This window comes from Mucilaginibacter sp., from assembly GCF_964263795.1.
In the GTDB taxonomy this organism is placed as follows: Bacteria; Bacteroidota; Bacteroidia; order Sphingobacteriales; family Sphingobacteriaceae; genus Mucilaginibacter.
Genome location: NZ_CAXVWK010000039.1, coordinates 25,075 through 36,824 on the forward strand (window position 1 = coordinate 25,075; position 11,750 = coordinate 36,824).

Below are 11,750 nucleotides of genomic sequence, written 5' to 3' on the forward strand. Positions count from 1 at the left end.
AAACAAACTATTATGGCCGACGTAAATAAAGACAACGAGCTGTTTGATAATGCAGCAGAAGACAATAACGGAATAAAAGGATCTAACACGGTTAAAGACCCGGACGATTGGACAACCGGCGACGAACCAATGACCGGTGCGCAACACTCTTACCTCAAAACATTATCTGACGAGGCAGGCGAGGAATTTGACGAAAAGTTAAGCAAGGCAGATGCCTCAAAACGGATCGACGAACTGCAGCATAAAACCGGTCGCGGGTTGGATAACACAGGGGAGTAACCGGCTATCTAACATCCTTAAAAGAAGGGGCTGCCAATTTAATTGGCAGCCCCTTCTTTTAGTATTTGATAGCTTGTAAAGCGCTTGTAGTCTAAAGCTTTAATAGTTGATGTTTAGCTTGTTAGATTCAATAAATGTCTTAATAGTTGCAACAGCTTCGCTATTCGGGTTATTTACCGGGAGCTTATCGGTAGATTGAAGGTAACCTACCAACCCTTTTGTTACTTCATGATCTACTACGCTGAAACCCATTACCCACTGGCTGAAGCTTTTTTCTTCTATTGGCCCCTCTATCAGTTTGATCACATTTTTATGGCGATTATCGGCAGAGATCCTCAAATAAAGGGCGTCAATCACTTTATCCTGACCTTCTAAAACCTGGATAAACGTACCTTCTGAATAAAGCAACACGCCCGATATACCCACTGCCGAGTTGTGCTGCCGGGCATTATGCAGTATATCCATTAGCTGGTTTTCATGCATTAATTTAGATGCGGTGCTCAGGTAAACAAGGTTTTTCATGGCAAGGTAGTAATATAGCGCAATTTAATAATTGTGAAGGCATTTAACGAAACACGGGCCAATTTTAGTTAGAAATTAAACATTTTCAGAATGCTTTTTCAGATCTCCAGCTGCAGGCCGTCATATGCCAGTTCAATGCCGGCTGGCAGTTCTTTAGCGATATCCGCATGCTTGCCTAGGCGGTGGCTAATGTGAGTAAAATAAGTTTTTTCGGCACCGATCTCCTGCGCAAAGGCAATAGCTTCTTGCAGCGTAAAGTGCGATATATGGCTTTGTTTTTGAAGCGCGTTGATCACTAGGATCTTTGAACCTTTGATCTTTTCTTTCTCATGTTCTGAAACCGTTTTGGCATCGGTGATATAGGTAAAATCCTTTATCCGGAAACCTAATACAGGCAGTTTGTAATGCAGTACTTCTATAGGTGTAAAATGAACGCTGCCAATGTCAAAAGGTGTTAAGCCGATGGTATGCAGATCAATTTGAGGGATGCCGGGGTAACCGGCGTCATCAAATATGTAAGGGAATTCCCGGCGCAGGGCACGCTGTACACGGGTGTCGGCGTAAACATCTACAGGGCCGTTCTGTTTATAGTTAAAAGCGCGGATATCATCCATGCCGGCTACATGGTCCTTATGTTCATGCGTAAATACAATGGCGTCCAGATGCTTAACCTGCGCCCGTAACATCTGGTACCTGAAATCAGGCCCCGAATCTATAACGATGGTCTTATCTGCCAATTGTATTAATATCGATGTCCGTAAGCGTTTGTTGTGCTTATCGGTAGAGGTGCATACCTCGCAATCGCAAGCAATTACGGGCACACCCTGCGAAGTCCCGGTTCCTAAAAAAGTAATGGTCACAGCTGCAGTTGGGTTTGTTTGATCTGATGCAAAAATGCAGCCTGTTTTTCATCAAGCAGTTTATAATCTATCTCTAAAGTGCGGGCCAGGTCGGCCACCGATGCTATTTTGCTCTCCAAGTTGGCAAATTTATTTACCACCACAACCCGGCTGTTTTGCAACAGGCAAGCCCCGGTTTTAAAATTGCCTTTTTCATACCGCACACGGTAACCGGCTGTCTTTAAAAGCAACTCAAGTTTTTCAAGTGTGTGATTAGTTAGCGTAAGCATCATCTCAAAAATAATAACATTTACGCAGTTAAAAAGTTGCCGCATCATTTTTGACTAAACTTTGTCTTTTTAAAATAATTTAAAATGTTTTTGCTTAGCTTTAAGCGCAAAACCGATTGCCGCAGGTACAATAGTTAGTGCGATAAGCCCTTATATTAAAATTTATTGATATGACCCAAAAGCCCGAACGGTTCCTTTCGCTTGATGTTTTCCGGGGGATGACCATTTGTTTTATGATCATTGTAAACACGCCCGGCAGCGGAGCGCACCCTTTTGCACCGCTGGAGCATGCGGCCTGGTTCGGTTTTACGCCTACCGATTTGGTGTTCCCATCGTTTTTGTTTGCCGTTGGTAATGCTATGAGTTTTACCAACCGCAAGTTTGATACGTTAAGCACCGGCGCGGTACTGGCCAGAATCTTTAAACGGGCTATCCTTATTTTCCTGATTGGCTACCTGATGTATTGGTTCCCGTTTGTTGAGGCGCACCACGGAGTATGGAGCGTTAAACCCATCAGCCACACACGGATCATGGGCGTATTACAACGCATCGCGCTTTGCTATCTGTTTGCATCGCTTATTGTTTATTTTATAAAATCAACCCGTACCATAATTATTATCAGCATTTTATTGTTGGTGGGGTACCAGGTGTTACTGCTTATTTACGGCGACCCATCGGCACCGTATGATATGCTGACCAATGCCGGTACTTACCTGGATAAATACCTGTTAGGCGACGACCATTTGTACCACGGTGAAGGTAAACCCTTTGACCCGGAAGGCATATTGAGCACACTGCCTGCCATAGTGAACGTAATTGGAGGGTATTTTGCCGGGCGTTACATCCAGCAAAAAGGTAAAGGGTATGAGACGATTGCCAAGCTGTTGCTTACCGGTTGTGTGCTGCTGTTTGTTGCTTGGAGCTGGAATATGTTTTTCCCGATAGGGAAAAAATTATGGTCGAGCCCGTTTACGCTGCTTACTGTGGGGCTGGATCTGCTGATCATCTCCGGGTTGATTTTTGTTGTAGAAATAGCGCAGTGGAACGGCTGGAACTGGACTTCATTTTTTACCACGGTGGGCAAAAACCCACTGGCTATTTACATCCTGTCAGAAATTTTGATCATCGCCTTCTGGATGATCCCGGTTGGCAAACAAAGCTTTTTCGACTGGATAAATAGCACTGTTTACCAGGCCATCATTCCGGGTGCCATTGGCTCGCTGCTTTTTGCCATTAGCTACATGTTGCTTTGCTGGTGCGTAGGTAAGATGCTGGATAAGAACAAGATTTATATAAGGGTGTAATAAAAATAATTATGAAAAAGGTTGTCCTGCTATTGATTTTAACTTTTTCTTTTAGTGGAATTTATGCGCAAGAGGATAAGTCAACCCTCTTTATCAAACAAGTTTTGCCTAATCGGATACAGGTATTTCGACAGGAAAAAGGGATAGTAGGTCAAGATATTGTTGATAGATATTTTGCAGCAGGTAAAGGGGCATCAAAAGTTGGAAAAGGAAAGAGGCCATTTGAACATATCATTCAATTTACCGAAAAGGAAAAACAGTATATCAGGTCTGAATTTCTAAAAATGGAAAACGAATCGTGGAGTGGTAACTTATATCCTGATGCAAAGATCTTAACAAAGGACAGCTTAGATAAGGTATCCTCTAAAACTGATGGCGATTGGCAAAATTTTAAGAAGAACGTATCAACGGTTTATACTTTTTCCAGGCCAATCTTTCTACGTCACGATAAATTTGTTTTATTCTACGTTGGTTACTATTGCGGCAACTTATGTGGCGAAGGTTCTCTCGCGATCTATCAACAAAAGGATGATTATTGGATACCTACAGCTATTATATATTCCTGGATAAGCTAATGATGCCGTTAATTTAATGAGCTTTATCGATTTATGACGTTTGGAATTGCCAATAAAATTTAAAGTACATTTTATAATACAGATTATACTTTTGCATCCAGCAACCAGCGCCAGGCCCAACGGGTGGCTATGTTAAAACCGCCCCAACTGTTCACAAATTTGATGATATCATCCAGGCAGTTTTCGCTAAATTTTTTGTGAAAGTTGATCTTTGCCTGTTTGAATACCTCATCGGCATTGCTAATACCTACGCGCTCAAAGATCTCCTTACGCACATACATAGTGCGTACAAAGTGAATATTGATGAGGATCACAAAGCTGTACAGCGATTTTTTGATAAAGCCCGCCTTTTCCGTATAACGCTCCAGTAAGCCTTTGGTAAAATGGATATGGCGGCCTTCTTCAATGTTGTGCAGTTCAAAAACCTTTCTCAGCACCAGGTAGATCTTAGGGTCGCGGCGGGCGTAGTTGCCATATTTATCGGTGATGAGTTCTACCGCAAGGCTGCCCATAAACAGGTAATCTGCAGGCAACAGGTTAGTGCTGATCTTTCCGGACAGCCGATGCGCGGTTGTTTGTATGAGTGGTTTGCCATTGAGCTGGGCAATGGTTTGTGCAAACATTTCCTGGTGTCGGTATTCCTCAATAATCTCCCGGATCAAAAACCGGTGCTCCGGGCTTTCGGGTGGCAACTCCAATGCAAACTTAGCCATGAAAACGCAAAAAAGCGCTTCGCCCCAGCCGTATGAGTACAATACCTGCACTACTTCATGACGGCCTATATCTTTTTGTTGCTGGGAGGTAAGGGTTTCGTAAACGGGTAATCCTTGTATAGAAATCAGTGACTCGGGAAGGTAACCATCTTCGGGCAGCGGCTGCTCGCTCCATGGCACGTAGGTTTCGGGCATCAGCGGGCGCTCTTTACTTATTTTGATTAACCGCTCAATTTCTTCTGCCTGCATCATGCTAAGTTATTACGAATAAGCACAACGGTTATTGTGCCTGGTTAGTTTTTCTTGTGTATCAATAAGATGCTAACAGACTCGTCATTCCGAGGAAAGCGCAGCGACGAGGAATCTTCTGGTTAATGCAAAGCTGTCAGGCATACCTAAGAGGATTTCTATCTATCGTTCGAAATGACAGACTTGTCATTCCGAGGAAAGCGCAGCGACGAGGAATCTTCTGGTCGATGTAAACCGGTTAGGCATACCTAAAAGATTTCTTTCTATTGTTCGAAATGACAGCCCTGAGGACGAATCTTTTGATCAATCCAAAGCGGTCAGGCATACCTAAGAGGATTTCTCTCTATCGTTCGAAATGACAGGGGATGATTTGAATAACAGATTATCTTAAATCAACCACCTCAACACCCGGGTGCGACTTTTTATCAAAGGCAAACGTGGTTTCGGCTGCTTTATAGTTGGGGGTAAAGGTGCGTAGGGTATAGGTGTAGCGGCTGCCATTCTTGTCAAAAATCTGGGCACTGTATAACTGGTTTTTTACCTTATCAACCATTAGTCGTACTTTAAAAAAGCTTTTTTTGGCATCTTCGGGTGTTAGGTCTATTACCTGGTAAACCCTGCCGGCAATTTTTTGCTGACCGGTATACAGGTACTTATAACCTTTTTCATAAATGGTAAAGATCTTGGCCGGGTTAAAGCTTTCTTCGCTGTTATCGGCGGTGCTTAATTGCACCTCATTGGCATCTTTAAGGTAAGTCCATTGGTTTTTACCATCGCTGATGATCTCTTGTGTAACGGTTGGTTTAGCGCCGGGGGTAAGCAACGTAACCTTATATTTATTAGCTTTTGATCGCGCCATTAATGTACCCGTTTGGGTTTGCTTTACGTTAGCTTGCTGGTTTTCAATCGCCAGCGTAAAATCAGTTTTAACGGCGTCGTAAGTGCGGTACTGGGCGCTCAATTTATTCAGGATAACTTTAGCATCAGCATCCTTTTGCGCAAAGGCACCGGTAGCCGTAAAGGTTAAAGCCAAAAAAAAGTATGATAATTTTTTCATGTATAATAGTTGGTAGCGTCACAGCATTAACCGCCGCGGCTTACAATAGTTTAGAGCAATTTTACTTTAATTGGTTTAATCCCGTGGTTTTTGTAAGGTTTCCAGGTGGCGCTCCAGGCTGTATTCATCGGGGTACAGCACATCGCGGGCCTTGCTGCCTTCAAACGGGCCCACAATGCCTGCAGCTTCCAGCTGGTCGATGATCCGGCCGGCACGGTTATACCCCAGCTTCATTTTACGCTGAATAAGGGAAGTAGAACCCTGCTGGTGCAGTACAATCAGGCGTGCCGCATCTTCAAACATCGGGTCGCGATCGTCCGGATCAAAATCTTTAGCGCTGCTGCCGGCTTCCCCTTCACCCACATACTCGGGCAGGAACATAGCCGACGGGTAACCGCGCTGGTTGCCGATAAAATCAGAAATGCGCTCTACTTCCGGGGTATCTACAAAGGCACATTGCAGGCGTATCAGGTCGCTGCCGGTTGATAAGAGCATATCCCCGCGGCCAATTAGCTGATCGGCACCACCGGCATCCAGTATGGTACGCGAATCTATTTTAGACAACACCCTGAAGGCCAAACGGGCAGGGAAATTGGCTTTGATAGTACCGGTGATCACGTTAACAGACGGCCTTTGCGTGGCAATAACCAGGTGAATGCCCACCGCACGCGCCAGTTGCGCAATCCGCGCGATCGGCTGCTCCACCTCTTTACCGGCGGTCATCATCAAATCAGCAAACTCATCAATAACCAGCACAATAAAGGGCAGGTAACGGTGTTTTTCCGGGTCGCTTATCTTACGGTTGATGAACTTGGTATTATACTCTTTAAGGTTACGTACCTGTGCATCTTTCAGCAAGTCGTAACGCTGGTCCATTTCAATACAAAGCGAATTAAGCGTATTTACAACCTTTTTGGTATCGGTGATAATAGCATCTGCTTCATCTGGCAGTTTAGCCAGAAAGTGCCGCTCTATTTTGCGGAAAAGTGTAAGCTCTACCTTTTTAGGGTCTACCAGTACAAACTTTAATTCGGCGGGGTGCTTTTTATAAAGCAGGGAAACTAATATGGCATTGATACCTACCGACTTACCCTGGCCGGTGGCACCTGCAACCAGTAAGTGAGGCATCTTTGCCAGATCGGCAATAAATACTTCATTGGATATGGTTTTACCCAGGGCAATAGGCAGGTCCATCGTATTATCGCGCCACTTTTCGGTAGCCAGTATCGACCGCATCGAAACCATTTCAGGGTTTTGGTTAGGCACCTCGATACCGATAGTGCCCTTGCCCGGCATTGGGGCAATGATACGTATGCCTAAAGCGGCCAGGCTCAATGCAATATCATCTTCCAGGTTTTTGATCTTGGAGATGCGCACACCCGGTGCCGGGATAATTTCGTATAGTGTAACGGTTGGCCCGATAGTGGCCTTGATCTTATCGATCTCGATATTGTAATGGTTAAGCGTTTCAACAATTTTGTTCTTGTTGGCTTCCAGTTCGGTCGAGTCTACCGAGATCTTGTTGGTGCCGTAATTTTCAAGCAGGTCTATTGTTGGGTATTTGTATGATGCCAGCTCCAGTTTATGATCGTACGTGCCAAACTGCTCAACAAGGCTTTTGGCTTTGGTATCGTCGCTTTCTTCAATACTCAATACAGCCTGCGGGCGCTCTACGTTTATGGTGAGGGGAATCTCATTATCTTCTTCCGGCTCATTGCTTACATAAGGCTCGGGTGTTAAAACCACCGGCTCATGGGTAAAGGTTGATGTTTGTAAGATGGGTTCCTGTTTCAGCGGCGCATTGTTTGCCAGTTTCTCTACAACGGTTTCTTTAACACGGTTGCCGTTACGCGGCCACTCTACCGGTAATGAAATTTCTTCTTCAACAAGTTCAACCGGTTCGGGCGATACCTCATTCACGGGCACGGCCTCTACCGTTCGGTCTTTTAGTTTAGGGATCTTAAAATCAGTATTATAGGCTATAATTAGCACGGTTAAAGCTGCGAAGATGAGGATACCGCCGGTACCTGATTGGCCCACCTGGGCACTTAACAAGCGGTTGCTCCAAAAGCCAAAATTGCCTTCTAAAAAGTGTGGGTAATCTATCACGAATGCATGCACAAAACCAATGGCGATAGATAAAAACACCATTGAAAAAAGTGTGTATGCAAGCATTTTACTTACCGAGAATAGTTTGATCTTGAACAGCAGCCGGTAGCCGATCACAAAGAAGATAAACACAAAGGCAAACGATGCCACGCCGAACCATTCGAAAATGAACTGATTAGACAGCAGCGCGCCAAATTTGCCCAGCCAGTTATCAACCATGGGGTTGTTAACACCGTTCTCTAACAGCTCTTTGGTTGTTTTAAACAGGTTTCCCCAGCCGCCATTGGCTTTGGCTACATAGCTTTGGTCTTGCTGCCAGGTAAAAAGGTAAGAGGTAAAGGCGATCAGGAAGAATATTGATAGCACCAGGAAAAACAAACCGGCAATTTTGATTGCCCGGCCATCGCGCAGGTCAAACAACTGCAGTCGCTCGGCAATATCTCTAACAGGGGCCTTTTCCTTGCGTGGCCTGGCTCCCGGTTCGCGCGGCAGGTTCTCTTCTTTAAAGCTATTTGATCTGAACTGGTTTCCTTTAATCGGCATCCTTAATATGAGCGTTGATATGCAAATATAAAGTTATGTAGATTAAACAGATATTTTTTAATTTTTTGGCAGGGGATACCGATGGGAAAAAAATTAGCCAACGGATCAAGAACTAATTCCGCGTCCGTTGGCTAAGGCTATTGCTCAAATGTTTTAGTATGAGATCAATAGAACTGCTTTACTTACAAGGCCATTCCACCGGATACCTCTATGCGCTGGCCGTTTACCCAACGTGCATCTTCGGTACATAAAAAGGCAACCACGCCGCCTATGTCCTCGGCTACACCCGGTCGGCCCAAAGCGGTATTATCACTTACCATTTTTTGCGATTGCTCGCTATTGCGCAGGTGGCCGCCGCCAAAATCTGTCATAATTGCACCCGGGGCAACAGTATTGGCCCTGATGCCACGTGCACCTAACTCTTTGGCCAGGTAGCGGGTAAATACTTCAATAGCGCCTTTCATCGATGCATACGCCGAAGAACGGGGTAACGATACCCGTGTAAGGCCGCTAGATACATTTATAATGCCGCCGCCATCATTTAAAACAGGCAGTAACTTCTGCGTTAAAAAGTAAACACCTTTAAAGTGGATATTAAACAATTCGTCAAAGAAATCTTCGGTTACCTCGTCCAGCATTTTGTAACCACCGATGCCGGCATTGTTTACCAGGAAATCGATGTGGTCTGTTCCAAATTTATCGGTAAGCGTTTGCTTTAGTGTTTCGGTAAAGGCTTCAAAGCTTTTGGTATCACCGGTGTTTAATTGCAGTGCTGCGGCTTTTTGGCCGCTTTGCTCAATTTGCGATACTACATTTTGGGCATCATCGGCCTGGCTGTTGTAGGTTACAACAACGTTGATCCCTTTTTCTGCCAGCCTAAGGGCCATATCTTTACCCAGGCCGCGGCTGCCGCCGGTAATCAGTGCTATTTTATTTGTATTTTCCATAATAAAGTTTAACGGTTATTACTAAGATGGCGCAATGCCAACAGGCTGTTTCTAAAGAACAACCGGCTATTACCAATTAAGGGAAGATGATTATTCAAATTGCAGTTCCCACTTGTCTTCGCCACCGTCCACAATGCGGAAAATGGTTTTCTCGACAGAAGCATCGCTGTCTGATGAATCTAAGCGGATGGTTTCATGGTCATGAAATTGCTGGTCCGCTTTGGCAACCATAATGGCTCTTATTGTAGCGGGATCTCCGGGGACTGTGATCGTTTTCATATTGTTTGGTTTTATGAAAGGACAACAACGCAGGTTTGAATAAGTTTCTGCGGCGGGAAGGATGGCTATGGTTCGACAGACTCACCATGACAAAGTTCAGGCTCAACATGACTGGGTGAATCACCCTGAGCCTGTCGAAGGACTTGCAACAACATCTATTTCGCTCCCTCAGCACTATACTTCACCATGCATTGCTCGCAGTAAAAGCTGGTACGATGCGATTTGCCCGTATTTTCTTTTAGGAAAGGGATATGGTTACGCGGACAGATCTTTTGGTTGTATGCCTGCCAATGTTTGCTTAAGGTGCCGGTTTTGCGCTGTTCAAAAAACTCGTAGCTATAATCAATGGCTTCGCTGATCAGCTCTTTGATTTTTTTTGGCGGGATAGCGCTTACCAGGCTTTCCGGGTGGATCTTCGTACGGAATAGCACTTCGTTTTTGATAATATTCCCCACGCCCGAAAATATATGCTGATCCATTAATGCGTCACAAATCAAAAGATCCGGTTCGGCCTTCATTTTTTTGATAGCCTTTTTGCTATCCCATTCGTCGCTCATAATATCAGCGCTCCAATCGTAAACCTCATCTAAGGGTTCTTCGATTAGCTGGAGCAGCACTGCATAAAAATTGAGTTCACCATCCTTAAATTGCAGGTGCAGGCGCGGCGGTTTTTCGGTATGCTGGTTAATACGGTAACTGCCAAACATCATCATGTGGATGCGTACCGTGAATTTAGGGAAACAGATCAAAAAGTGTTTTCCCCAGCTCTTAAAATCAGTAATGGTTTGGCCCACCAGTATGCTGGTATCTAACGTTTTGTTGTTGCAACTGGCAGCGGTAACCTTTTGCCCTTTAAACTGCTGTACTTTTTCTTTTAAAATTCGGATGCTCGGCCCTTCAGGCATATAATAGGTTTATGCTGGTGGTGCAAAGATTGCGCCAAGAGCCGCCCGGCCCAAGAAGAGGTATTAGATCAATAAGCCATTTGTTTTTCCCTTAAAAGGGCTAATGCGATTTTCTTTTCAGCAGGCCGCCCGTGGTGTCATCAACACTGGTTTGGACGATAAAAGCAGACGGGTCGATCTTCAGGATCTCTTTTTTGATCAGCGGTACCTCCAAACGCGTGGCTACTGTAAAGATGATCTCTCGGGGCGAATTGATATGCCCGTCTTTACCATATCCGCTCTTGCCCTGGTAAACGGTTACGCCCCTGCCAAGCTTCTGCGTAATGGCCAGCCGGATATCCTCACCTTTGGCAGAGATCACCGTCATGCCCGTGTATTGCTCCAAACCGTTCAGGATCAGGTCGATCATTTTTGAAGCCGACAGGTAGGTGAGTATCGAATATAGCCCAGACTCTACACTGATGATGAAAATAGCAGCTATGAAGATGAAAACGTTGAGGATAAGGATCACGTCGCTAACCCGGACTATCTGTGCTTTTTTACTCACCAGGAGCGCTGCTATCTCGGTACCATCTAACACGGCCCCACCACGAATAGCCATGCCGATGCCCGCACCTATAAATACACCGCCAAAAACCGCGGTCAGCAATTTATCAGGCGTAACATCCGGGAATTGCACAAAAGCAAGGCAGATAGATAAGCCGGCGATGGCCGCGGCGCCTTTTAATGCAAATGCTACGCCTAATTTGCGGTATCCTAAAATTAAAAATGGAAGATTGATGATAAAAATGAGGACAGAAAGCGGTAAGCCGGTCAGATCGGCAACCAGAATAGACACCCCGGTTATACCGCCGTCAATAAAATGACTTGGCAGCAAAAATCCCTTTAGCCCAAAGGCGGCAGAAAGAATGCCCAGTAGTATTAACAAACTATCGATTAAAAAAGTGCGGATATTCATAGCAAAAGATGTAGTTATCGGGATTAAAGTACATAAAATCGCCGAAACTATGCGCCTTTTTACAGATTTTGCCTTGACTGTGTTGCCTGGCAGCAACTTTGCATATTTGTTTACCAGCCGCTTTTTAACCCTTCTTTTAACGCTGCCTGGTAATTTTCCAGATCGAAGGAGTACAGGTATG

13 protein-coding genes are annotated in these 11,750 nt (G+C 44.8%); 3 read left to right on the forward strand and 10 right to left on the reverse strand.

What is annotated here, in order from left to right:
• Positions 1–12 precede the first annotated feature (12 nt).
• Entirely contained in the window at positions 13–279 is a 267-nt protein-coding gene (locus ACE5CV_RS07240; protein ID WP_374949499.1) for a DUF3072 domain-containing protein, read from the forward strand.
• A gap of 99 nt (positions 280–378) precedes the next feature.
• On the opposite strand, the gene ACE5CV_RS07245 is transcribed toward ACE5CV_RS07240, so the two are convergent.
• The 3 genes from ACE5CV_RS07245 to ACE5CV_RS07255 form a co-directional block, all read right to left on the reverse strand.
• On the reverse strand, positions 379–801 hold the full coding sequence (locus tag ACE5CV_RS07245; protein WP_374949500.1) for a BLUF domain-containing protein: 423 nt from the start codon (positions 799–801) through the stop codon (positions 379–381).
• A gap of 98 nt (positions 802–899) precedes the next feature.
• Positions 900–1,661: an MBL fold metallo-hydrolase gene (locus ACE5CV_RS07250; protein WP_374949501.1), complete on the reverse strand. Its 762-nt coding sequence runs from the start codon at positions 1,659–1,661 to the stop codon at positions 900–902.
• Complete coding sequence (locus tag ACE5CV_RS07255) at positions 1,658–1,978, reverse strand: hypothetical protein (protein ID WP_374949502.1); 321 nt, start codon at positions 1,976–1,978, stop codon at positions 1,658–1,660. Before ACE5CV_RS07255 ends, ACE5CV_RS07250 begins: the two co-directional genes overlap by 4 nt.
• A 122-nt stretch (positions 1,979–2,100) precedes the next feature.
• On the opposite strand from ACE5CV_RS07255, the gene ACE5CV_RS07260 reads away from it, so the two are divergent.
• Both ACE5CV_RS07260 and ACE5CV_RS07265 read left to right on the forward strand, forming a co-directional pair.
• Positions 2,101–3,234 carry an acyltransferase family protein gene (locus ACE5CV_RS07260; RefSeq protein WP_374949503.1) on the forward strand — a complete coding sequence of 378 codons (1,134 nt, stop codon included), beginning with the start codon at positions 2,101–2,103 and terminating at the stop codon, positions 3,232–3,234.
• Between the two features lie 11 nt (positions 3,235–3,245).
• The gene (locus ACE5CV_RS07265) at positions 3,246–3,809 is read left to right on the forward strand and encodes a hypothetical protein (RefSeq protein WP_374949504.1); all 564 of its coding nucleotides are present in this window, start codon (positions 3,246–3,248) and stop codon (positions 3,807–3,809) included.
• A gap of 83 nt (positions 3,810–3,892) precedes the next feature.
• Here the strand turns inward: ACE5CV_RS07265 and ACE5CV_RS07270 are convergent, their stop codons facing one another.
• From ACE5CV_RS07270 to ACE5CV_RS07300, 7 genes are all read right to left on the reverse strand, one after another.
• The gene (locus tag ACE5CV_RS07270) at positions 3,893–4,774 is read right to left on the reverse strand and encodes a diiron oxygenase (RefSeq protein ID WP_374949505.1); all 882 of its coding nucleotides are present in this window, start codon (positions 4,772–4,774) and stop codon (positions 3,893–3,895) included.
• 379 nt (positions 4,775–5,153) lie between these two features.
• Positions 5,154–5,828: an outer membrane lipoprotein carrier protein LolA gene (locus ACE5CV_RS07275; protein ID WP_374949506.1), complete on the reverse strand. Its 675-nt coding sequence runs from the start codon at positions 5,826–5,828 to the stop codon at positions 5,154–5,156.
• A 75-nt stretch (positions 5,829–5,903) separates the two neighbouring features.
• Positions 5,904–8,480: a DNA translocase FtsK 4TM domain-containing protein gene (locus tag ACE5CV_RS07280; protein WP_374949507.1), complete on the reverse strand. Its 2,577-nt coding sequence runs from the start codon at positions 8,478–8,480 to the stop codon at positions 5,904–5,906.
• 182 nt (positions 8,481–8,662) lie between these two features.
• The gene (locus ACE5CV_RS07285) at positions 8,663–9,427 is read right to left on the reverse strand and encodes an SDR family NAD(P)-dependent oxidoreductase (protein WP_374949508.1); all 765 of its coding nucleotides are present in this window, start codon (positions 9,425–9,427) and stop codon (positions 8,663–8,665) included.
• 90 nt (positions 9,428–9,517) lie between these two features.
• Positions 9,518–9,706 (reverse strand): hypothetical protein, encoded by a 189-nt coding sequence (locus tag ACE5CV_RS07290; RefSeq protein WP_374949509.1) that lies wholly within the window; start codon positions 9,704–9,706, stop codon positions 9,518–9,520.
• A 155-nt stretch (positions 9,707–9,861) separates the two neighbouring features.
• Positions 9,862–10,611, reverse strand: a complete 750-nt coding sequence (locus tag ACE5CV_RS07295; RefSeq protein WP_374949510.1) for a DNA-formamidopyrimidine glycosylase family protein — start codon at positions 10,609–10,611, stop codon at positions 9,862–9,864.
• A 100-nt stretch (positions 10,612–10,711) separates the two neighbouring features.
• A complete protein-coding gene (locus ACE5CV_RS07300) occupies positions 10,712–11,569 on the reverse strand; it encodes a YitT family protein (RefSeq protein WP_374949511.1) in 858 nt (285 codons plus the stop codon).
• Positions 11,570–11,750: the final 181 nt, after the last annotated feature.

Coding starts and splice junctions, on each gene's coding strand:
- ACE5CV_RS07260 (WP_374949503.1), top strand. CDS start 2,101: ATGACCCAAAAGCCCGAACGGTTCCTTTCGCTTGATGTTTTCCGGGGG.
- ACE5CV_RS07275 (WP_374949506.1), bottom strand. CDS start 5,828: ATGAAAAAATTATCATACTTTTTTTTGGCTTTAACCTTTACGGCTACC.
- ACE5CV_RS07290 (WP_374949509.1), bottom strand. CDS start 9,706: ATGAAAACGATCACAGTCCCCGGAGATCCCGCTACAATAAGAGCCATT.
- ACE5CV_RS07280 (WP_374949507.1), bottom strand. CDS start 8,480: ATGCCGATTAAAGGAAACCAGTTCAGATCAAATAGCTTTAAAGAAGAG.
- ACE5CV_RS07255 (WP_374949502.1), bottom strand. CDS start 1,978: ATGATGCGGCAACTTTTTAACTGCGTAAATGTTATTATTTTTGAGATG.
- ACE5CV_RS07285 (WP_374949508.1), bottom strand. CDS start 9,427: ATGGAAAATACAAATAAAATAGCACTGATTACCGGCGGCAGCCGCGGC.
- ACE5CV_RS07240 (WP_374949499.1), top strand. CDS start 13: ATGGCCGACGTAAATAAAGACAACGAGCTGTTTGATAATGCAGCAGAA.
- ACE5CV_RS07245 (WP_374949500.1), bottom strand. CDS start 801: ATGAAAAACCTTGTTTACCTGAGCACCGCATCTAAATTAATGCATGAA.
- ACE5CV_RS07295 (WP_374949510.1), bottom strand. CDS start 10,611: ATGCCTGAAGGGCCGAGCATCCGAATTTTAAAAGAAAAAGTACAGCAG.
- ACE5CV_RS07265 (WP_374949504.1), top strand. CDS start 3,246: ATGAAAAAGGTTGTCCTGCTATTGATTTTAACTTTTTCTTTTAGTGGA.
- ACE5CV_RS07300 (WP_374949511.1), bottom strand. CDS start 11,569: ATGAATATCCGCACTTTTTTAATCGATAGTTTGTTAATACTACTGGGC.
- ACE5CV_RS07270 (WP_374949505.1), bottom strand. CDS start 4,774: ATGATGCAGGCAGAAGAAATTGAGCGGTTAATCAAAATAAGTAAAGAG.